Annotated in this window: 15 protein-coding genes and 4 pseudogenes; 4 read left to right on the top strand and 15 right to left on the bottom strand. The window is 69.8% G+C overall.

What is annotated here, in order from left to right:
• Positions 1 to 1,172: 1,172 nt before the first annotated feature.
• Positions 1,173 to 1,691 (bottom strand): hypothetical protein, encoded by a 519-nt coding sequence (locus ABZ924_RS28520; protein WP_361915707.1) that lies wholly within the window; start codon positions 1,689 to 1,691, stop codon positions 1,173 to 1,175.
• 448 nt (positions 1,692 to 2,139) lie between these two features.
• Between ABZ924_RS28520 and ABZ924_RS28515 the strand changes: the two genes are divergently transcribed.
• On the top strand, positions 2,140 to 2,847 hold the full coding sequence (locus tag ABZ924_RS28515) for an alpha/beta hydrolase (protein ID WP_361915705.1): 708 nt from the start codon (positions 2,140 to 2,142) through the stop codon (positions 2,845 to 2,847).
• A gap of 49 nt (positions 2,848 to 2,896) precedes the next feature.
• Positions 2,897 to 3,875: pseudogene (locus ABZ924_RS28510) on the top strand (transposase family protein).
• Positions 3,876 to 4,149: 274 nt separating this feature from the next.
• On the opposite strand, the gene ABZ924_RS28505 reads toward ABZ924_RS28510, so the two are convergent.
• Complete coding sequence (locus tag ABZ924_RS28505; RefSeq protein ID WP_361915702.1) at positions 4,150 to 4,644, bottom strand: MerR family transcriptional regulator; 495 nt, start codon at positions 4,642 to 4,644, stop codon at positions 4,150 to 4,152.
• Positions 4,645 to 4,706: 62 nt separating this feature from the next.
• Here ABZ924_RS28505 and ABZ924_RS28500 point away from each other — a divergent pair, with 62 nt between their 5' ends.
• Complete coding sequence (locus ABZ924_RS28500) at positions 4,707 to 5,924, top strand: MFS transporter (RefSeq protein WP_361915700.1); 1,218 nt, start codon at positions 4,707 to 4,709, stop codon at positions 5,922 to 5,924.
• Between the two features lie 1,326 nt (positions 5,925 to 7,250).
• Here the strand turns inward: ABZ924_RS28500 and ABZ924_RS28495 are convergent.
• The 10 genes and pseudogenes from ABZ924_RS28495 to ABZ924_RS28450 all read right to left on the bottom strand — a co-directional run bounded on the left by ABZ924_RS28495 (position 7,251) and on the right by ABZ924_RS28450 (position 15,276).
• Positions 7,251 to 7,610, bottom strand: a complete 360-nt coding sequence (locus tag ABZ924_RS28495; protein WP_361915698.1) for a hypothetical protein — start codon at positions 7,608 to 7,610, stop codon at positions 7,251 to 7,253.
• Positions 7,611 to 8,381: 771 nt separating this feature from the next.
• Positions 8,382 to 9,572: an IS110 family transposase gene (locus ABZ924_RS28490; RefSeq protein WP_361915695.1), complete on the bottom strand. Its 1,191-nt coding sequence runs from the start codon at positions 9,570 to 9,572 to the stop codon at positions 8,382 to 8,384.
• A gap of 349 nt (positions 9,573 to 9,921) precedes the next feature.
• A complete protein-coding gene (locus ABZ924_RS28485; protein ID WP_361915692.1) occupies positions 9,922 to 10,419 on the bottom strand; it encodes a hypothetical protein in 498 nt (165 codons plus the stop codon).
• Positions 10,420 to 11,065: 646 nt separating this feature from the next.
• Entirely contained in the window at positions 11,066 to 11,701 is a 636-nt protein-coding gene (locus ABZ924_RS28480) for a class I SAM-dependent methyltransferase (protein ID WP_361915689.1), read from the bottom strand.
• The gene (locus ABZ924_RS28475; protein WP_361915687.1) at positions 11,698 to 12,369 is read right to left on the bottom strand and encodes a class I SAM-dependent methyltransferase; all 672 of its coding nucleotides are present in this window, start codon (positions 12,367 to 12,369) and stop codon (positions 11,698 to 11,700) included. The genes ABZ924_RS28480 and ABZ924_RS28475 overlap by 4 nt, the downstream gene beginning before the upstream one ends.
• A 159-nt stretch (positions 12,370 to 12,528) precedes the next feature.
• Positions 12,529 to 12,999 (bottom strand): hypothetical protein, encoded by a 471-nt coding sequence (locus ABZ924_RS28470; protein WP_361915684.1) that lies wholly within the window; start codon positions 12,997 to 12,999, stop codon positions 12,529 to 12,531.
• Between the two features lie 173 nt (positions 13,000 to 13,172).
• Positions 13,173 to 13,322 (bottom strand): hypothetical protein, encoded by a 150-nt coding sequence (locus tag ABZ924_RS28465; RefSeq protein WP_361915682.1) that lies wholly within the window; start codon positions 13,320 to 13,322, stop codon positions 13,173 to 13,175.
• Positions 13,323 to 13,640: 318 nt separating this feature from the next.
• Positions 13,641 to 14,480: pseudogene (locus tag ABZ924_RS28460) on the bottom strand (DUF5753 domain-containing protein).
• Between the two features lie 24 nt (positions 14,481 to 14,504).
• Positions 14,505 to 15,041 carry a DUF6879 family protein gene (locus tag ABZ924_RS28455; protein WP_361915680.1) on the bottom strand — a complete coding sequence of 179 codons (537 nt, stop codon included), beginning with the start codon at positions 15,039 to 15,041 and terminating at the stop codon, positions 14,505 to 14,507.
• Positions 15,010 to 15,276 carry a hypothetical protein gene (locus ABZ924_RS28450; RefSeq protein ID WP_361915678.1) on the bottom strand — a complete coding sequence of 89 codons (267 nt, stop codon included), beginning with the start codon at positions 15,274 to 15,276 and terminating at the stop codon, positions 15,010 to 15,012. The genes ABZ924_RS28455 and ABZ924_RS28450 overlap by 32 nt, the downstream gene beginning before the upstream one ends.
• An 825-nt stretch (positions 15,277 to 16,101) precedes the next feature.
• Between ABZ924_RS28450 and ABZ924_RS28445 the strand changes: the two are divergent.
• A pseudogene (locus ABZ924_RS28445) lies at positions 16,102 to 16,582 on the top strand (helicase associated domain-containing protein); the annotation flags it as partial.
• 328 nt (positions 16,583 to 16,910) lie between these two features.
• Here ABZ924_RS28445 and ABZ924_RS28440 read toward each other — a convergent pair.
• From ABZ924_RS28440 to ABZ924_RS28430, 3 genes and pseudogenes are all read right to left on the bottom strand, one after another.
• Positions 16,911 to 17,798: a hypothetical protein gene (locus ABZ924_RS28440; RefSeq protein WP_361915675.1), complete on the bottom strand. Its 888-nt coding sequence runs from the start codon at positions 17,796 to 17,798 to the stop codon at positions 16,911 to 16,913.
• A 247-nt stretch (positions 17,799 to 18,045) separates the two neighbouring features.
• Positions 18,046 to 18,633, bottom strand: coding sequence for a HEAT repeat domain-containing protein (locus ABZ924_RS28435; protein WP_361915713.1), 588 nt, complete (start codon positions 18,631 to 18,633; stop codon positions 18,046 to 18,048).
• 101 nt (positions 18,634 to 18,734) lie between these two features.
• Positions 18,735 to 19,703, bottom strand: a pseudogene (locus ABZ924_RS28430) (HEAT repeat domain-containing protein); the annotation flags it as partial.
• Positions 19,704 to 21,861 lie beyond the last annotated feature (2,158 nt).

Genomic DNA, 21,861 nt, shown 5'->3' with positions numbered 1-21,861 from the left:
TGGAACAACTCCCACAACTCGTCCGGCACCAGCCGCTCAACAATCCCCACCACGACCGACAGCCTACCCAACCACCCAAATGAGATGGCCTCTTAACGGCACCGGCTGCTCCTACTTCGGCCACGATCCGTCCTCGATGGCCGAACATCTTGGCGACATCGTCCGGCTGACGCTCGACGCTCACGGGACGGACAGCAGCCCCGGTGATCGAGCTGTCAGTAGAAACAGATACGGACGCTCGTCACCGGCGCCCAGCGGGATTTGCAGGACTTCCTCAGCCTTGCCGAAACCTGGGCTGAACAACACCTGCCAGCACACGCTGCTGCCGTCACTGCCGCCCCGGGACGGGCACTGGACCTGGCGCCTACACCATGACCAGCTTCCTCACCCACCGAGCGCACGTGCACGACGCCCGGCTCCCCCTGCACCGGCGGCACAGCGCGTTGCGCACTTACCTCACCGTTTTTGCTCCTTACGGCTTGCGGGCGACATACCACCACCTCACGCTCAGCGCCGCGATCCCCCGTCGGTTGGAGGCGGACCCGGACGCGCTGGCGAGGGCGGTGGAGGAACTGCACGAGGCGCGGGTGCTGTGGCTCGTGCGGGCAGACGAGTACGCCGCACAGCGCCGGGCGGAGAAGCAGGCTGGGCGGCGGGCTGTACCGAACCCACGGCCGTGGTGGCTGCGGAACTGGTGGGAAAGCCCAGACCGTGCCTGGTTCGAAGACCCGTTTCGCCACCCGTCGCTGCGCCTGAGCGAGTACGTCCAGCGGCAGAACGCGATTTTGGACGGTGCCGAGCCGCCCGGCTGCCCAGCTTGCGGGATTGCGGGACCACGAGGGCTGAGCTCGACCGGGCACGGTTGGGTCGAGCTGTGCCGTGGGTGCGCGCGGGCGCTGGCGCCATGTCCGTGCGGGCAGCGGCACCGGTTCGTGCCGGAGACTCCGTTCAGCTGGAACGAAATCTGGCAACGGGCGCACATGAGCGATGACGGCATGCCGAACCCACATTGGCCGCGGGCTAGCCGGTCGGATGCGGCACGGGGGCTTGAGTGTGGCTGATCAGCTGGGTGGCGCGCGCTCTTCAGATCGTTGCCCGCCGCGCAGGTGATCGTTTCCCGGTGCTCCTCGTAGCGAAGAGATAGCACTGACTGCTGGGAGGTCGCTGGCTGGTCACCACACGTCGATGGACCAGACGTCGCCCCTCTGATGTCCGTCTGGATCTGGCTCGCCTGACCCGTACGGGTCAGGGTCAGCGACGACGTGGATGCGGGCGGCGGACGCGGATACGCGGTAGCAGTCCATGTCACTCGATGTGTTGTGCTTGTCGAGTTCGATCGTGTGGCCCAGGGCCAGGATGGCGGTCTGCAGTTCCTTGAAGGGGACTCTGGGCGCGAATTCCCCGTATTCCCGCGAGAGCGGGGACGGCACGGTGCTCGGGGACTGGTCGTACAGCAGTCGTTGGATCTTCACGCCGAAGCCGAAGCACGACATCTGCCCTTGCCGCCCTGGCTGGTCCGGCGAGAAGTTGATTTCCACGAGCCCGTAGTCCCGCCGTAGTAGGCCACCACCGGGAACATCGAGGCATGTCTCCCCCAGGGCGGCTTCCCAGGCTTCCGGATCGGCACCGAGGCCAACTCGCAGGACCTCACCGCAAACGGCGACGTGAGCGTAGAAGTCCAAAGCGGACACTCGCCAACTCCCTCAACTATCCGGACAGGGCACCACTTGCTGATCTCCGCACAGGTCAGGCGGACCAGCGCCCAGTATTCCGTGATCGTACAGAGCAGCCTGTCAGGGCAGTCGCCGGGTGAGTTCGTCGTCGAAGTCGCAGTCCCGGGTAGGATGCGTCTTTCAGATCAGCTGTGGTCTTCCCAATCCTCCTGGCATGGACTCCCAGCTCGCCCTCACCTCCGCGGCGGCGGCCATGATGCCCGGCCCCCGCACCGCGCCCGAGGCGGAAGCCGCTCAATCGGCGGCGGATGGTGTGGGGGCCGGGTCGGGGGTTACGGCGTTGTCGGCTATTGAAGATCGGGGCCAGAACCGTGTGGCTGAGAACCCGAGCTGCTGACCGGGGATGGTGGTTGGGCTGCTGGTGAACGCCAATCTCCGGCAGGACCCGTCCGCATATCCTCCGGACATGGTTGATCAACGCTCGGTCGACGTTGGCGAGGTCCGGCTGGCTTATCAGACGTCGGGTCCTCCGGATGCTCCGCCGCTAGTCCTGTTGCACGCGCTGGGCGAGGATGCCACCGGCTGGGAGGCGGTTGTGCCCGCCCTCACCCGGAGTCGAAGGGTGTATGCCCTCGATCTTCGCGGTCACGGCCGAAGCGACTGGCCGGGAGACTACTCACTCGAACTCATGCAGGCCGATGTGCTCCGGTTCCTGGACGCACTGGGACTTGGACCAGTGGATCTGATCGGGCACTCCATGGGCGGGATCGTGGCCTACCTGCTCGCGGAGGACCATCCGCAGCGGGTGAGCCGGCTCGTCCTGGAGGATGTACCGGTCCCCCGTCCCCGGGAGCCGAGCACCCCGGCCAGGCCGGACGGCGCCCTGACCTTCGACTGGGAGATGGTGCTGGCCGTCAGGCGGCAGATCGACCAGCCCGATCCCAGGTGGCTGGAGCGGCTCGGCCAGATCACCGCCGAGACCCTCGTGCTCGCCGGCGGCCCACACAGTCATGTTCCCCAGGACGGTGTCGCCGAGCTCGCCCGCCGCATCCCTGGCGGGCGAGTGGTGACCATCCCGGTTGGACACCTGATCCACCACGCAGCGCCGGAGGCGTTCACCGAGGCGGTTTCGGCGTTCCTGGAGGAAAACTTCTGCCCTGCCCGCCAAGCATGAGAGCGGTCACAGGCCGTGACGTGGGGACGGCCGCACGGGTTCTTCGAGTGTGACCAAGAAGTGGGCCCGTGCGGCTTTGTCTCATCCTGCCTTCACAGGCGTCTCGCGTGCACATCTCGGCGAGTTTGATCGAGGAGTTGGCCGGGCCGTGGCAGGCCCGGGGGGAATCGGCATTGCATCAGCGGCGGGGAGGGAAGCGTCACCGTGCCGCTGGTGCCGGCCGCAAGCACGAGCTGGTGTTCACCGACCGAGTGCTGGTCGCGCTGGTCCACCTGCGCACTCAGCTCCCGCACGCCGCGCTCGCCGAGTTGTACGGGGTCGGCCGCTCCACCGTCACCGAGGCCATCGGCGAGATCCGCCCGCTGCTCGCCGACCGCGGCTTCGCTGTCCCCGGCCAGTCTGGACTGCGCCTGCGAACATTGGCCGACGTGTTCGCCTACGCCGATGCGGAGGGCGTGACCTTGCGGATCGACGGGACCGAGACCCAGGTCCGCCGCCCGAAGGCCCACCGGCCGGGCCGCTGCGCGTTCGTCTCCGGCAAGAAGAAGCAGAACACCATGAAGACCACCACGATCAGCGATGGTCAGGGCCGCACCCTGTGGTCCGGGGCCGACCGGCCCGGAAGAATGCACGACCAGACCGCGATGCGCACCGAAGGCATCGCCGAGCAATTCCGTCTCCACCCGGACGTGAGAGCCGAGGTGGATGAGGGTTACCGGGGTCTGGCGAACGAGTTCCCCGAACAGGTCAGTGCGCCGCCGAAGAAGCCGAAGGAAGACGCCCCGCTCGGTGACCAGTACGCCTGGCGTGAGCAACGGCGCCGCCAGTCTTCGGCGCGGATCTGTGTCGAACACGCCAACGCGAAGCACAAGCAGTGGCGCCCGCTGCAGCGCTTCCTCGGCTGCCGCGAGCACTACCCGGCCACGCACCGGGCCATCGCCGGCCTGGTCTCCGACCGAGCCGCCCAGCGGCCCACCCGCCGCAAACCGAGCACCGAACTCGTGCCCGTCAGCCCGACGATCTGCTAAATCACCCACCAGCCGAACTCTCAGGTCATCACGCCTCAACATCAATAGCCGACAACCTCGTAACCTGCCGATTCCGTCGCTCGCTCAGCGCGCTGCGCCAGGCGACCGTGCCGCACCACAAAAGTTGAGCCAGAACCCGAGTTGCATCAGTTGTTCAGCAATTCGGGAGGCAGGGCAGAGGCGCGGTGTTCGATGTTCACCAGAAGCGACAGCAGCCGCTGCAGGCGCGCCGCGTGCGCTGGCGAGTTCGATGTTCTCGGGTACGGGTAGAGCGTCAGGTGTCCGAGGGCTGTGCGGGCATGTCGGACAGGACCATTACGGGGACTTCCTCACCGGCAAGGGTGGCGTCGACGCGGGCGTGGATGTAAGCGCCAGTCACGGGACAGCTCAGCGGATGGTCTGAAGGGCAGTCCAGCATGTGCCGCAGCACGGCGGCGGCTCGGGTGAGCCGGTCGATCCGCTCCTGCATGGCGGCGTGCTGGGTGGCGATCAGGGCGTGGCGTTCCTGCACGTGTTCGCTGGTCATCACGGTCGCGGTGTCGGCGAGGGTCATCATGCCGTCGTGGTGCCACAGCTGGGCGTAGGCGAGTCGTTCCAGGGCCGCGCGGTCGTACTGGCGCACCCGGCCGCGCCGGGCGACGGGCTGGATCAGTCCGCATTCCTCGTAGTAGCGCAGTGTCGGCACCGAGACGCCGAAGGCACGGGCGACCTCGCTGATCGAGTACAGCTGCTCCATCGGCTCCTCCGCGTGCCGGGGGCTTGCGCTCAAGTGGACTTGAGCGTGCAGGGTTGAGGCCACCCTAACCACTGCGCTCCCCTGGAGGGCCTGCCATGACCGTATCCGCGCCGCCGGCGGCGACCGCCGCCGTCCCCCGAGGCCGCACCACACCGCCCGCTCCGGGCGCGGGCGTGCTGCTCGTCGTCGGGTTCGTGCTGATGAGCCTGAACACCCGGGTCGCGTTCGGCCAGATCGGGCCTCTGGCCCCGGTCGCACACTTCAGCCCCGCCACGGTCTCCCTTCTGGGGCTGCTGCCGCCGCTGTGCATGGGCGCCTTCGCCCCGCTCGCGGCCGTGGCGCGGCGGCGGTTCGGCGAGGAGCGCGGGCTGTGGTGGGCGAGCCTGGTCCTGGTGGCCGGGGCGGTGCTGCGCATGCTGGGGATGCCCGGCTTGTTCGCGGGCACCGTCGTGGTAAGCGCGGCCACCGCCGTCGTCAATGTGCTCATCCCGGTCCTGGTCCGCAAGCGCTTCCCGCGCGAGCGCGTCGGCACGATGATGGGCCTCTACGCCTTGTCGATGGGCGCCGGCTCCGCCCTCGTCGCCGCCATGGTCGTCCCCGTCGCCCAGGCCGCCGGCACCTGGCAGCCGGCCATCGCCCTGGCCGTCATCCCCGCCGTCCTCGCCGCCGCCGGCATGACCCCGCAGCTGCGCCACCGGGCGCCGCAGCCCGCCGCGGCAGCCGACGCCGAGGAGCGGTCCCGGCGCCCGCACGTGGCCCGCACCGCGGTCGCCTGGAGCCTGACCGCCTTCTTCGGCATTCAGACCCTCGCCTTCTACACCACGCTCGCCTGGCTGCCCTCGATCCTCGTGCAGGCCGGCCTCGCCCGCAGCACTGCCGGTACCGGCCAGGCCCTGCTGATCTGCGGCGTCGCCGTCGGCGGGTTCGCCGCCCCTGTCCTGGCCGCGAAGCGCACCGACCAGCGCCCCCACATCCTGGCCACCATCCTGGTCTGCGCCGCCGGCTTCACCGGGCTCCTGGTCGCCCCGGCCGGGACCTCGATGCTCTGGATCGCCGTCCTGGGGATCGGGCTGGGTGCCGGACAGGCCCTGCCCGGCGTGCTGTACGCCCACCGGGGAGACGACCCCGACCATGTGACCGCCCTGTCCACCATGACCCAGACCTGCGGCTTCCTCCTCGCCGCCACCGGCCCCGTCCTCGCCGCCGCCCTCCACACCGCCACCGGCACCTGGACCACACCATTGACCGCACTCACCGGCGCACTGCTCGTGTGCGCCGTAGCGAGCATGCGGGCAGGCCACGATCCCGAGTGACGATCCCCCCGAGCCCCACGGCGGCCAAGGCCGGACCACATCACCCCCTAGGCACGGTTGGCGCTGTCGAAACCCGTGGACATTTCGAATCCGAGCCGGGGCCGACCGCCTCCCGAATTGGTGAACAGGCTCTGTCCGTCCTCGTGAACAGAGCCACACCACGTCAGCACACGGCCGACGTCCCGCCGCACCCCAGGCAACCCCACAGGCCGCCCTTAACGAGATGCCCGGTGAGCCGGACGAAGGACCGGGTGGCACCGGCGGTATGCGCGCTCCCCGGCCGGGGCGCGGCGCAGGTGGTGGAGTTTCGCCGAGGTGCCCCTGCCGAGCGCTGGCGGGGGCACCTCGTGCGGTCAGGTGCTGTCCAGAGCGCCTGGGGCACCTGCCCTCGTCCGCGCACTCCTGTCGGCACGGCGTGATCTTGAGCGTAGCGGGCAGGCCGTCCGCCGACAGGCTCAATGTGGGAATCGTCCTGGCTGCTGTCGAGCCCGGAGCGCCCGAGCCTCGGCGCCCGGCCGGTCGGGCTCCATGTGGCCGCGCTCGCCCGAAGCCCCGCGTGAGGCATCCGTGGCCGGCTTCGAGGTCGTCATCTACAGGCCGAGGCTCAAAAGGATCGTGACCGTCGGCGGGAGCGGCGCGACCCACCCCGCCCACCGGCGTGCCCTGGTCAGGGTGGGGTGTCGCAGGGGCAGCCGGGATGCCACCACAAGCAAAGGGGTAACCGTCCAGGACGCCAACCAGCAGATCATGAGGACGGCCACGGTCTGAGGGTGAACTTCCTGGGCCAGCCCGGCCAGACACCCGAAGAGGAAGGCGAGCGGGATCAAGGCCACCGTTGCAGCCGTGACCCATATCGACACCGTGCCGATGGCACGGGTCTCGGCGGCACGGTCGGCAGTCAGAACGGAGGTTGTCTCATGCATGGGTACAACCAAGCGGCTCCGGCACAAGTTCGCCTGGGCGCACGTGCTCAGCTCCTCGCCGGCCCCGTACTCATTTCAGAGCCGGGACCACTGACATCTCGCGTCGTCTTCCTGCTGGACGGCACAAGAGTGTCAGTGGCTGTCCGCCGCGCCGCTCACCCGGCAGCGGCAGCGGGGCCTTCGCCGAAGAGAGCCACGTCCGCGGCGGAGAGATCGGAGCGCAGTCGTGTGAAGCGCAGCGGGTGGCGGTAGCCCCCCGGTCGACGGCGGTGTCCGCGCTGATCTCCGCGACAGGTCCGGGTCGGTGGTCATGGGGCACAGCGTCCAGGCGGGCCGTAAAGAGGACCTCCAGGCGTCGGCGGCGCTCGGAGTAGGGCAGGGGCAGCGGCTCGATGCCGTCGATCTACAGGGCGTCGAAGGCGATGAAGAACGCCGGCGTTTTCGCGGCGAGCGCGGTGGCGGTGCGGCCGCGGGCGGCGGCCCGGCGCTGGAGGGCTTCGAAGGACAGTCGGCCGGTGGCGGTGTCCCACACGACGAGCTCGCCGTCCAAGACAAGCCCTTCGGGCAGCTGCCCTGCGGCCGCGACCAAGTCGGGGAACCGGCCTTGGATCAGGGACCCACGCCGGGTCTGCAGGAGCAGCCGTCCGCCGAGGCCGGTGGGGGTGAAGAGGATCGCGCGGTGGTTGTCGAACTTGTGTTCCGCCGCGAAGCCGCTCGCCAGGACGCCGGTGCCAGGAACGTATTCGGCGGCCTGGGCGAGCATCGACTCAAGGGCGGGGTGAGAACCACTCGGAGATGGCCTCCTTCACCGCGCGGGCCTGGCATTCCACAGCCTCTCCCGGTCAGGCGCATACGGCTTGCCGATGCGGCCAGAGGGCCCTGCCCCGTCAGGCTCCAGGGCGGCCGGCTGCTTCCAGCACCGGCCGCCGCCCGGTCACTGCGTAGAACTTCTTCCCCGGCTATCGCGGGGAAAGACTTCTCAATGCCGGTGTCAAGCCAGCAGGAGGCGCTGTCCAGACGGGGTTACGCCGCTGGTTCAACGCTCACCGCGATTCCTCGTCTCCGAAGATAAATCGCCAGGATCTCCATCTCGACGCGTGTGCCGATGAGACCCGTTCCGGCGAGTTCCGCGGCCTGTGCCCGTGCTTCGCCAAGGGACAGTGCCTGTGCACTGCGGAGTGCCTGCAGCACGGGAACGCGGCTTGGCACGTCTCCAGACAGGCGAAGCCACGTGGGCCCGTGCGCTTGCAGCAGGGCCTGTCGAATGTTCTCGGGCGTGACGGGGCCGCTGTCTTGCTCGCACCACGCATTCGGGCAGTCCGCGCAGTGTCCTTCGGTGCCCCAGCGGAGCATGCCGCGGTGGAAGAACTGGCCGACATCGCAGGTCGTCGTGCCTCCGCAGGCACTGCACCGGCCTGTGACCTGTACTCCTTGCGTGATCACAGGGGGCTCCTCAGCGTCATAGGGCAGTGCTGATGGGATCCTCCCTGACAAGTCGGCTTTGGTCGATCCGGTTTGCGATCGGTGAGAGGCCCTATCCGGCTGTTGACGCTGGTGGCGTGAGTTCGTAGGTCCGCTGGTCTCGGAGAAGTGCCCACAGGACGTTGACGCGTCGCCGGGCCAGCGCCAGGACCGCTTGGGAGTGCCTCTTGCCCTCGGCTCGCTTGCGGTCGTAGTACCGGCGTGATTCCGAGCAGCAGGTGATGCTGCTCATGGCTGCAAGGAACAAGGCTCGTTGTAGACGTCGGTGGTATCGCTTGGGGCGGTGACGGTTGCCGCTGACCTTGCCTGAGTCCCGCGGAGCCGGTGCCAGGCCAGCGTAAGTCGCCAGGCGATCAGGGCTGCCGAAGAGATCCATGTCGCCACCGATGGCTGCCAGGATCTCGGCTCCGAGCAGGTTGCCGATCCCGGGCATGCTGGCAACGATGGCGGCCTGCTCGTGGGCCCGGAAGGAAGCCTCGATCTGCCGGTCGATCTCGCTGATCTTCTCGTTGAGCACGATCACTTCAGGGGCGAGCGTGGCGACCATCACGGCGACCGTTTTCTCTCCGGCGACGCTGGTGTGCTGTCGCTCGGCGGCCTCGATGGCGGTGCGGGCCAGGGCCCCGCACCAGCGGAGCTTGCGATTCCGGAGCCACTGTTCAAGCCGGCTGGCGCCGAGCCGGCGGATGGCGGCTGGTGTCTGATAGCCGGTGAGGAGGACCAGGGGGCCGTGATTGCCCAGGTCGAGGGCGCGCTCGAAAGCGGGGAAGATACCGGTCAGAAGGCCACGAAGGCGGTTGACGGCTCGGGTGCGGTCGCAGACCAGATCGGCACGACGGCCGGTGAACAGACGGAGCTCGATGATGGCTTCGTCGCCGGGCCTGATCGGCTGCAGGTCGCGGCGCATGCGGGCTTGGTCGGCGATGACGTGTGCGTCGCGGGCATCGGTCTTGCCCTCGCCGCGGTAGCCGGCCGTGGTCCGGTTCACGGTCCGGCCGGGGATGTAGAGCACCTGCTGGTTGTGGTTGAGCAGGAGCGAGATGACGAGAGCGGCCCCGCCGTCGGCAAGATCGATGGCCCAGATCACCTCGTCGCCCAGGGCGAGAACATCGGTGATGAGTTGCAAGAGGTCAGGCTCGTCATTGGCCACCCGCCTCGATAACAGCTTGGTGCCGTCTCCATCGATGACGAAGCAGTGGTGGTGGCCCTTGCCGGCATCGATGCCGGCCCAGATGCGATTCAATCGTGATCCCGGGTGAGTCGTAGCGATTCTCTCGTGCAGACGACCTCACCGGCGTTGTCCTACTCAGCGATCTACTCGCAACTCTCAATGAGCGGCCCGGTCGTCGGTGGGGTCCGAGGCGGCCAAGTCTGTTCAGCCACGAGCGGCGACACCTCAGTAGCCCCTCCCAGAACCCCCAGGCGACAGGACCCTACGAATGGCCCGATCAACCCGCCTAGAAGGTAGGACACCTCATGCAGTTAAGCCGTCAAGCCGTGGAGGTAGGCGTCTTCTCCGGATTTTGCCTCGGGTCCGCCCGCGGGCCCCAGCCGACGCGCAGGGGTCGGCTGGGGGCCGTGGGGCAGGTGGATCACCAGACCGTGCCGAAGAACCGCGTCCACCAGCTGGGCCGCGCCGAGAAGTGCTCCAGCCTGCTCGGGCCGTCGTAGTCGCTCTCCAGCAGCTCCTCGGGGACACTCACGTAGCCGAGGTCGGCCAACGCCCGTTCCACGGTGGCGAAGTCACCGAGGTCCAGCGCCCCCTCCTGGTGGGCCTCGTCCGTCCCGAGGAAAGCCCCCGGATTGTCGGCGCAGACCTCAGCGAGGGGGCCGAACTTGCTCACGCAGACCACGATCCTCGTCCCGCTGACCGTCGCGTCCGCAGGCACGTGGACGCGTCCGTACTCGCTGGAGTCCTGGGTGTCCCGCTCCGATTCGCAGGGGGCCCCGAAGTCTGCTTCGAGCCGGCGCACCAGCCCGCCGAACTGGAGGCCGGTCGCCACACGGTCGTAGTGCAGCGGCCGTTCCAGCCGCTCCGGGTCATCAAGTTCGCGCAGCAGGGCCAGCAGTTCTATCTCGCTCTTCGCCATCTGCACATCCTGCCGTCCGTCGGGCGGGAGCGGAGCGACAGGACGGTCCTATTCACTCCGTAGCTGTCGCTGCTGCCTGAGGCTCTGAAGAGAAGGCGATTGCTTCATCGAATGGGACGCGTGCCACGAGGCAGTGATGGAGCTGAGCGACGAAGTCCTCAAGGTCCACCAGCACCGGCGCCACCGTCCATGACCCGATCCTAGGAGCAGGGGCTGGCGCTCACTGGATCCATCGGAGGTGAGCGCCGCTCTCTCTTGTGAGGAGGTGGCGCAGGTGGGTCATCCCGCGTTCCATCGATTCCCGATCGGGGGCGCAAGACGACCCACAGCGGCCGCGGCACCGAGCGCGAAGCCGGCCGACGGCGACGTCGGTGGCCCAGTGCACGCCGAGATAGACGCGGCTGGAGCGACCAGGGCAGGCAGGGCGAGCACCGCCACCCACCACAGGGCTGCCGTCATGCGAGAGCGGGTTCGCCGGGCGGCGAGATAGGCCATCGCGAGCAGCAAGGCGGTGGCCACCATGGTGTGCCGGGAGGGGAAAGTGAAGACGCTCCCCTGGGCCACGGCAGTGGGCGCCCCCTTTGCCAACCGTCAGAAAAGGGGGGGCGCTTTTGATCTTGCGCAGCCAGGCACCAGGTTCACTCGGTCACGCGGTGGCCTCCGCGAGCAGTGTGCCGATTGTCTTCTTTTCCTTCGGGCAGGGCAGGCGCTGCCCGGTGGCGGCGGTGAATCCGGCGTCCAGCAGCATCTCCGCCCAGCGGTAGTGCCGGTAGCACCAGCGGGTGATGGTGAGCAGCTCGTCGCCGGGGCCGTACATGTCGTACTCGTGGGGGCCGGGGCACTCGCCGGACGGCGGCAGGTGGGAGAAGACGAATCGGCCCCCGGGCTTGAGGGCCTGGCGTACGAGCGGCAGCAGGACGGCGGGGTCGGTGAACCAGACCGCGCCGAAGACGGAGTACACCGAGTCGAATTCCGCCTCGCGGCCCGTCAGGTAGTCCTCGGCCTTGGTGCAGTGGAGTTCGAGCTGCCCGCCGAACCGCTCCCGGGCGGTGTCGATCTGGGTGGCGGAAAGGTCCACGCCGACGGCTGCGGAGCCTGTGGAGGCCACCTGGGCGAGGTTGTCGCCCTTGCCGGCGCCGAGGTCGAGGACGCGGGTTCCGGGGCCGGTGTGGAGGAGTTCCATGCCCGGTCCGTGGTCGGAGTACTGGGTCCAGTAGAAGCGCTCCCAGGGTTTCTCGGCGGCGGGGAACAGCCCGAACTTCTCCCAGGACGTCTCGCTCATGCTGCCGCCTTGGCGGTGACCAGCAGGGTGCCGGGCGCGGCGTCGGGGCTGGGGATGACGTCGGCCTGGACGTCGGTGAAGCCGTGGCGCTTGAGGAGGTCGGTCCACTGCTCTGGGGTGTGCTGCCAGCGGAGCACGGTCAGTTCGGTCTCGCGGCCTTCGAGCCACTTGCCGCCCATCCTCTGGGCGCCGTACTGGCCCACGACGGGCTCGCGGTGGGAGAAGGCGAAGATGCCGCCGGGGGCGAGGTGGCGGGCGATGCGGGGGAACAGCTCGTCGGGGTCGGTGAACCAGACAGCGCCCCACGTCGAGTAGACGACGTCCCACAGCCGCACATCCTGGTCGAGGAAGGCGCAGGCTTCGGCGTGGACGAACTCCAGGTTCGGGATGTCGTGCCAGAACTCGCGGGCGCGGTCGACCTGGATCGGGGAGAAGTCCACGGCGGTCACCTCGACGCCGGAGCGGGCGAGGAAGGCGGCGTTCTCACCCTCTGCCGGCCCCAGGTCCAGCGCGGTCTTTGCGGTGCCGAGGATCTCGGCGCCGGGGCCGGTGCCGGGCAGACCGGTCCAGTCGAAGCGGTCGGCCGCCGGGCGCTGCTGGGGCACGTCGCCGCGGTGGGGGCGGTACTTGTCCCAGTACTCGGCGGGGGTGGTGGGGGCGCTGGACATGAGGCTCCTCGGGAGGTTCTCGGTTCCGGTGCGCGAGACGCTACCGGTGGGAGTCCCGGGGCGGGGGCGGAAGACGAAAACTCACACATATAGGCATAAAACGAGCCCGGAGGCGCACGGGGCACCTCCGGGCGTGAGCGGGCCTACGGCCCTACGGGGTCAGTGGCATTTGGAGCCGGGGTGGCAGGGGCCGCACTTGGCGTAGTCGGCCTCCCACAGCTTCCAGTCGACCTCGAACCCGTTGTCGTGGATGATCTGCGCGGTGCGCTCCACGGAGCCGTCGTACTTGAACGCGATCTCGGGGATGTGCTCCAGGAACCGGCCGCCGAAGTGCTCGGCGCAGAACTCCCGGTAGTTCTTGGTGTCGAGGATGAACACGTGCACGGCGATGTCCACGATCCGGCCGCAGCACATCTCCAGCGGGACCGGCTCGTCCCACTTCTCCATCGCGGTGATCAGGTAGGAGACCGCGGCGTGGAACAGCCGGGTCGCCATCACCTCGTCGAAGGGGTAGTCGCGCATCAGCAGCGTGACCTCGCGGTCCCAGACCTCGGGCTTCACGAAGTCGCGGGGGTTGCGGTACTGGCCGGCGCCCGTGGTGTCGGCGGGCCTGGTCAGCATCTCGGTCATGTCGTGCTCCTCTCGATCGCGTTCGAGTGGTGCAGGGGTGGAGCAGCCCGCCCCGGGGCTGTAGAAAGGCGGGGCGGGAGTCTGGGGGGTTCAGCCGCGTTCGAGGCTGGAGGGGTCCTTAATGATCCACTCCTTGCCGCCGCCGACGGGCCGGGCGAAGACCGCGTTGGACGTCACCACGCGGGTGGCGGGGTCCCCCACTCGCCGACGAACTGGACGATGCCTTTGCGGTCTTCGAGGGGGTCCGTGATCGCGGTCCCCTCGGTGACCCAGCCGGGCGCCGCCTGGCGCTGCCGCTCACGGCCGGGGGGAGACATCGTCACCCCCCTTTGATGTCGGCGCGGCGCACGACTTTCTCCCAGTCGCCGGCTGCACGGACCTGTAAGGCCCGGCTCGGAGCCCCGGGGCTCGGCTCCTGTATGGCGAGGGTGCGTCCGCTGGCTCCGGGCTTCTGGCGTGGCAGGGAGGTCATGGCCTTGCTCCTCTCCGGCGAAGGGATGCAGCGAGCCGCGGCGACATAGGGGTGAGGGCCGCGGCCCGCTGCTGGGGAACCCGGAGCCGGTGGAGTGCTCCGGGTGCGGGGACCAGTCAACGACGGGAGGCTCCGGCGCCTCAACGCGATTGCGGCTGATTGCGCAATTTCACCCGAGGGCGTCGATCGCCGCCGTGATGAGGGCGCGGGCCTCGTCGCCGTAGACAGCCATGGACGACAGCTCGGCGAAGGCGCGGGCGTAGTCGGCGAGTTCGCGGGGCTGGTGCACGTTGATCTCGGCGGTGAGCGTCTCGACCACCACGTGCTCGTCGTCGAAGAGGTAGAACGCCTCCAGCGGCCAGACGGTGCGCTCGGCCCCGAAGGGGATGATGCCGAGGGAGACGGATGCCAGGGGCATGACCGTGAGGAGGTGGCGGAGCTGGCCGGCCATCTCCTCGGCGGTGCCGAACCGGTGCGGAGTACGCCCTCCTCGATGACCACGGCGAAGCGGTGGCCGCCCTCGTACAGGAATCGGCTGCGGGCGATCCTGGCGGTCACCGCCTCGGCCACGTCGTTAGGGGTGTTCTGGAAGCGGGTGATGGAGCGCATCAGGGCGGTGGCGTACGCGGGTGTCTGGAAGAAGCCCGGCACGACGTTGGAGACGTAGACGCGCTGGCGGGAGGCCTTCTCGTTGAGGGCGTAGACGTGCTCCTGGAACTTGCGCATGCCGGTGCGCTGGAGCCGGCGCCATTCCTGGTACATCGACTCGATGGCGCGGGATGTGGCGATGAGGTCGGCGGCCTGGTCGTCGGCGTTGCAGGCGGTGCACCACAGGCGGATGTCGTTCTCCGACGGTGCGGCCTTGCCGGTCAGCACGCGGGACCGGGTTCCACCCGCACCGGGCGGACAGCCCCTTGCCGTCGATCCCGGCGTCCAGCATCAGCTCCCGCAGGCGCGCGGCTACGGCCTCGCGTGCGGCCTGGGCGCTGGAGGAGGGAGAGGTGGCCATGGGCTGTCTGCTCGGTGTCGGGGCTCAGACGGTGTACTGCTCGTGCGGGATGCCGCGCTCCCACACCGCGTCGAAGGCGGATACGCAGAGCTTGACCACGTCAGGATCTTCCGACATGGAGTACTTCGGGGAGGCCCAGTCACCGGCGCCCGTGAAGTGGTTGAACTGCACCACCTTGCTGTCGAAGATCCAGAAGTCGTTCCCGGGCAGCGCGATGTCGGAGGCCAGCCGGCGCGGCAGCCAGCGGACCAGTTCCCCGGCCGCCAGGTTCACGACGGTCCCGGCGTGCTCGAACCGGATGTAGTCGGTGACGGGCTCGGAGACGATGCGGGCCCGGCGCATCACGACGCCGCGGGCGACGGTCTCCTTCACCAGCGGCACCCAGCCGCCCCAGTCCGCCGTCGCGGGGTCCGCGTCGGGGTGGATCCCCGTGCGCCGGAACTGATCGAAGTCCGCGGTCTCGTCACCGACCCCGTAGACGTCGCGCATTTCCAGGTGCACGGCGGAGTGCTGTGCGGTCCTCAGCAGCTCATCGAATTCCGGCACGTCGTTCTGCGACATCACACGCCTCCCTGAGGACCGGCACCATGCGGAGCGGGATCCGCACGACCGCCTCGTGCTCGGGGATGCCGGCCTCGTGGCCCGGCACCCACGCGGTCTCACTGATCACGGCCGACATCATCTCGTCAGCCTTCCACCCCTGGACCACGATCTCCTGATTGTCCGCGTCCACCCAGACGGTGGGCGAGCCGTTGCCCTGGGTGTCGGGGTCTATCCCGACGAACTCTAAATCCATGGCGATCTCCCCTGTCCAGCCGGTTGCAGGTACTTGCGCACGAGACTTCTCCTCACCGCCCGGCAGCGCCAAGAGGCTCTTCGGTCGAAACTGTCGGCCGCGGGGGTGACCGTCCCTCGGCCCCGTCCGGAGGTCCTGGGCAACACCGCCTGCTGCGGCTGCGCGGCCACGGCCGACTCCGAGCGCGCGACCTGGCCGTCCGCAGCGCCGGCCGGGATGCCGATGCGAGCGCGATGCGCACGGTGCGCTGCAACGTCTGGCGGTCGCTCTCCAGCAGGCCGCGCCGGTCGGCCGCCAGCTCCCCAGTCAGCGGCCGACGCACCGCCCTACGCGGTCCTGCCGCGACATCGCAGTGAGCCCCCAGCGGGCCTCTAAGGCGCGGGCGGCGGCGTGCATCGCGAGGATGTCCCCGCGCAGCCTCGGCTGGCGGCCGTCGGCTCGGGCGAGGTCGCGATGTGGATGTGGTCGCCGGCGTGACGCACCGCGACCCACCGGCAAGCCAATCCCCGACGACCTCGCCGCCCTGCTCCGCGAGGCCGGCGTCACGCTGCGGCCGTAGAACCCGCTCCCTGCACGCCGCCCGCACGAAAGCCTCAACGCGGTTGCGGCCGAGCTGAACAGCCGGCCTCGCAGGACCCTCGACTGGGCAACCCCCGCTGCGCGTCTGCGTGAGCTGACCGCTTCCCTGAACTGATCTCCGCTTACCTGGGATCGTCACTGTCCCAGGGATAGACAAAAACGCCGGGCCGGACACCCCATGCGTTGAGCACCGTGGTCAGGTTAGACTCGGCCAAGGCGTCAGCGGACCTGATGAGGGCTGCGCCGGACTGGCAGCGGCACTACCGCGTCCTGGCCGACCTGGTCGACGCCGACGGACAGCTGCCCGACATCGCACCCGGCGTGCTGTGGGACGGCGACGACATCGGACGGTGGCTCCAGCAGCAGAAGCAACCGACCACCTGGGCGCGCCTGCTGCCCGAGCAACAGGAACGGCTTACCGCACTGGGCGTGCAGCCCGACCAAGCGCCCGCTCCCGCCCCCGCGGCCAGCCGCGGGGCGAAGGGGGCCCAGCAAGGCCCAGCAGGCGTTCCAACGGGGCCTGGCGGCGCTCACGCAGTGGGTGGAGCGGGAGGGCGCGGACCGGCCGGTGCCCCGCGCACACGGCGAGGAAATCACGGTCGAGGGCGAGACGGAGCCGGTGATCGTGAAGCTCGGCGTATGGGTCTCCAACACCAAGAGCCGGCGCGACAAGCTCACCGCTGACCAGCACGCCGCCCTCGCAAAACTCGGCATCGACTGGGCATGACAGGCCACCTTCCCCGTCGTTGAGCTGGGAGGTCAGCGAAGTGGAGGCCCGGGACGTCGTGACCCGGGCCTTCGTCTTGCCTCCTGGCACCGGAAGGCAGTGCAACACGGGCTGCAACAGAGGCCCCCTGATGGCTGTCGGCCGATACCCCAGTAGTACGGGGCCTGCCGTAAGCCGGCCCGCCGCCCGTAACTCCGGCAGCCGGCCCACCGCCGCGTCGCGCATCTGAACCCGCGCGATCCCTGGCAATGCGTACCGCTCCCCCACCTGCACACCCCACGACCGGGAAAACCCCCACTGACACCAAACCGGCACATCGCACCTGACATCAGTGGGACGTCTTGCGCCGACGCCGGAAGAGGACGTGGCCGGCAGCTCCTGCCGCACCCAGGGCCGCGGCGCCGCCGAGCAGCCGGGGAGCCGCCTGCCGGACCGTGCTCGCTCCGGATACGACGGCCGGGTCCTGGCAGCCCGGTGCGGCTGCGGTCACCCGGTATCGGGCCCACTCCTTGGCGGGTTTGCCCTTCTCTTTCCAGTGCACGACGTAGAGGCCGGGTTGGGCGTCGCACCGGATCCGGACCCTGGCGCTCACATGCCTGGCTCCGTGCATCACCACCGGCCGCGTGAACCCCGGGGACGACAGCTCGACCATGCCGTCGTTGCCCATCTCCAGTCCGTCCTCGGCACTGAGTTCCCCGCCGGCCGGCACCGAACGCACGTCCCAGGGCGACGCCGGCCACTGCGTATCTGCGGGGTAGCGCTCCTCCATGGACTCCGGCGGCCGCGCGGTCACCTGCCGCGCGCACTCCGCCCGCTCCGCCACATCGGCCGGCTCGACCCGTATCCTGCCCCACAACCGGTCGATCTTGGAGGCGTTCTCGTCGCCGAGGGGCGAGCCGAACCGTACCTCGTAGGAACCCGGCTCGGTGGTGCAGGCGACCGTAGCCACCGCCTTGAGGAGGAAGTCGTCCCTCCGGAATGTGCCGTCGGCGGCGAAAGCCAGCGACGTCACCCGGACGTCGCTGAACGCGTCCCCGGACCTCATGGCCTCGGTCGTCACGACGACCCGCTCCCCCGGTCGGACGGGCAGCTCCGCACTGCTGGGCAGCGGCCGGGGCGGGTCCTCGACCGGGGCCGCTAACGCGCTACCCGCTCCTGCAGCCAACAGCAGCGCCAGCAGTCCAACAGCACCGATCCCCGTCGTTCCTATCCTCATCTGAACCCTTTTCTCTTTCATTGACGATCTTCAAGCCCTTACATACCCTGCCCCCTCATCGAACTGACGCATCATTACGGCCTCTTCCGCTGCGCCATCAACCCGCTCAGGAAGCGGTCCCTTGACCAGACGGTCAACCCCGTTCGCTCTCGACGTCAGCGCGGTCCTGCTCACCGCTCCCGGTGCTCTCGCCACGAGCACTCCACCCCCAGGAGGGGGCGGACGGGCCTTCGGGTCCCGGCTGCTACTAGTCGTCGGCGAGGCGGGCGGCGAGCGCCTGGATCTCCGGGTCGTACGGCCACCGTTCGGCGAGTGACTCGACGGCGACCCGTTGCAGTCCCCAAAAGGACTCGTCGGCGGCCCGCTCGCGCAGCAGCGCCTCGGTGGCCGGGTCGTCGCGCCAGCCGCCCGCCAGGGCCCGGATCGCCGCGATTCGGCTGATGTCGTCGGCCGGGCCGGCGACGATCCGCCGGAGCAGCGCCCCCGTTTCCGGGTCGTCGCGCCAGCCGGCCGCCAGGTGGTGGACGGCGTGCGCGCGCAGGTGGGCGTACGGGTCGTCGGTGGCGAGCCGGCGCAGCAGGACGGCGGTGTCCGGGGTGCGCCGGTGCATGACGAGGGCCTGGACGGCGGCCGTACGGACGCAGTGTTCCGGGTCGTGCTCGGCCCTGTCGTGCAACAGCGCGACGGTGCCCGGGGCGTCGCGCCAGCCGGCTCCGAGCGTCCGCACCGCCGTCGCCCGTACGTACGTGGCATCGCCGTCCCCAGCGAGGTCGACGAGCAGCGACCTGGTCTCCGGGTCGCCGCGCCATCCGGCGGCGAGCGCGAGGACGGCCACCGCACGGGGGCCTGCGCGTCGCCCACGCCGCCGGCGACCGTGCGCAGCAACGCCCTGGCGTCGTGATGGTCGGGCCACAGGGAGTAGACGGCCCACAGCGCGGCCTCACGCACCCGCTCGCTCGCGTCGGAGGCGGCGAGCCCGCACAGCCACGGCAGCGTGCGCGGATCGGCGGGCCATCCCGTGGCCAGCGCCCGCACCGCGGCCTCCCGGACCTTGCCGTCGGGGTGCGTTTCGGCCCGTTCGCGCAGCAGCATCGGGGTCTTCGGGTCGTCGCGCCGGTCGACGAGGGGTTTCAGCGCGGCGTATCGCGGACTCTCCTCGGAGGACGCGTACGCGGACCAGGCCGAGTCGGGACGGTCGGTCCAGGTCTCGGTGCGGGCGAGTGCCCACTCCGCGTTCTCCCGTACCCAGCTCTCGCCGTCCGGGTCGGCGGCGATCGAACGCAGCAGTGCCGCCGTCTCGGGATCGTCGGGCCAGCCCTCGACGAGGACGTCGAACACGGAGGTCCGCAGGTGCAGGTCCGGATCGTCGGCGGCGCACCCGCGTACGACGTCTGCGGCATCCGGGTCGCCCGGCCAGTCGGCCGCGAGGCATCTCACCGCAGCGAGGCGGACCCGGTGGTCCCGGTCGGCAGTGGCGCGTTCGCGCAACGCGGCGAACGTCTCGGGATCGCCCCGCCGGACCTCGGCGAGCGCGGCGAGCGCGCCCCGCCGCAGGTGCGGGTCGTCGTCGGTGAGGCACGTCCGCAGCCAGTCCGCGGCGGACTGGTCCGATGGATCCGCCGGATCCGACGGGCGCATCATCGCGAACAGCCGCATCGAGCCGTACCTGACGTTCGCGTCGGGGTCCTTCTCGGCGAACTCGCGGAGCAGTCCGGCGACCTGGGCGTCGTGGGGCCATTCCTGGATGAGGGCGAGCAGCGCCTCCTCCCTGTCGGCGGGCGTGGAGCCGAAGACGGCCTGACCGACCAGGCCGTCGCGGAACCCGCCGTCGTCGCGCAGGAGCGCGGCGCCGACCCGTGCGGCCGGCGGCACCTCGAACCAGGCGAAGTCCGACCCCTCCCTCATGACGTTCAGGAACTGGCCCCGCGCCAGGTACCAGTCGTGGTAGCGCTCACGGATGCCGGAGTTGCGTGCGCCGAGCCGGCAGAGCACGGGCGGCAACGTCTCCACGACGGCGCGGGTGACCGGGGAACCGGGGAACGCCCGTTCCGTGACCATGTACTCGATCAGCGCGATCACCGCGTTGACGACGGCGGAACACTGCGCGGGCAGCAGGTCGGGGTCGCGCACCTCGCCGAGGCAGCGGGCGGCGAGCACGATGTGGTGCGGCGTCTCGTCCGATGACGTCCCGGGCCGCCGGACGAACCACAGCGGGTCCGCGGCGAGGAGGTGGTCGACGATCCGGCCGGCGAGGTGCGGTTCGACCATTCCCGCGACGAGGATGAGGGTTTCGTGCCGGGCGGGGTCGGCCCACTGCTCGCCGTACACCTGGTGGACGAGGGCGTCCGCGGTCAGGCTGCGCTCGCCGGTGAGCCGGTGCAGGATGTCCGCCGCGGCGAGGTAGTCGAGGAGCGCGCGGTGGGGGAAGCCGTACATGCGCGCTCCGAAGTGGCTGAGGATGCCGGTCCGCGCGCGGAACTCGTCGAGCATCGTGCGGGCGAGCGCCATCGAGCGTTCGGGTGGGAACCTGCTGCGCAGGAAGCCGTCGATCGCCGCCACCAGCTCTTCTTCGCGCAGCAGGCTCCCGGCCGCCCCGGCCCCGTTCCCATCCCCGTCTCCGTCCCCGCTCCCGTCCCCGTCCTGCATCCGACGGGCCACGCGGCCCAGCAGCTCCAGCCGGTCACGCTCACGTAGGTGGCCCACGTCCTCGGCCAACCGCTCGTCGTGCGAGTACCGGCTCGGATCCCACTGCGCGATGAACGCGCTCACGGTGTGCTCGTACACCCCGCGCCGGTCCCGCGGCAGGTCCCGGTGCTCACCGCGGAGGGCCAGCATGGTGAGCATCAGCGGATTGCCGGCCAGTTCACCCGCTGCCGGCGAGTCGTCGATGGCCGCCAGCAGCCGCTCCCGCAGCCGGGCCGCCTCGGCCTCGTCCGCCGGGAGGGCCGACCGGTACCAGCCGGTCACGAACGCGTCGATCTGTTCCCGGTCGAAGTCCTGCAGCGTGTAAGCCTGGAAGCCCTCGCGTTCGAGCACCCCCCGCTGGAACTCGATCACCCGGGAGGTCACCACGACACGGGCGCTCGGATAGCGCTCCGCGAACCCGGCGATTTCGCCAGTGACTTCCTCGCGCAGCCGTGGGTCGAACAGCTCGTCGAGCCCGTCGAAGACCACCACGGCGCGGCCACCGCCGCGTAGGTACTCCTCGACCACGTCTCTCTCACTGCCTGGGCCCTGGTGCCCGTGGCCGGCATGCTGGTTGCGGCCGCCACGGCCGTGGCGATCGTGACGGACGCCCTGAAGGGGACCGCCTCACGCGACCGCGCCACGGTTCTCAAGGCCGTTGCGGAGGTGGTGCGCGGTACGCGGCCGCCGTTCGTGAGCGGCAGCCACGATGCGCGAGGTGGGCGTACCGGGCATCAGGGCCGTCGGGCGTGGACCTCATGGGCGGAGTCTCTCCCGGCTTCGGCGAGGACGTCGGCCATATGGAGCATTTTGACCTGGGGTTCGACTCGGGGGGCCTGCGTCGGGCAGCAGTGACGTACCGCCACTGCGCCGAACGCCTGTGTAGGCCCGCTGGACCATGCGCTGGAAGACCGCGCTGAACGCCTTCGACATCACCCCTCGACGGCCGGCTCTCCGCAGCCCGCCAGTAACCCCAACCACAATCGTTACACCGTTCGATTGACAGACCCGGCCGCGTGGCGCGTGTCGGGCGTGTCCGTGTACGCCGGAGCACGGGCTGGGCCCTGCATTCACTCACTTGGGTGAATCGGGGGGCTGTGGGGGGAGAAGTGCGCCCTGGGTTTCGTCTGCGGGGCGAGGACGCGTTCACGCCGACCGTGTCCCGCGAGGTAGTTGGAGAACCACTGAACATGACGCCGTCCTTGGAGTGGCTCGGGCATGTCCCGGCCGCCGTGAGCGCGGTGCACGCGCTGGTTGCCCTGGTGAAACTGTGCCTGCGAAGTCCTGTCGGCCATCAGGTCGCCCGCCCTGACGCGACCGCGAAGCCCGCGCCGCAGGAGCAGTGCGGCTGCGGTGCGCAGGTTGTCGCAGTGCTGAT

Source organism: Streptomyces sp. NPDC046876 (assembly GCF_040645035.1).
GTDB lineage: Bacteria > Actinomycetota > Actinomycetes > Streptomycetales > Streptomycetaceae > Streptomyces.
This window is presented reverse-complemented; position numbering and strand designations above follow the sequence as displayed.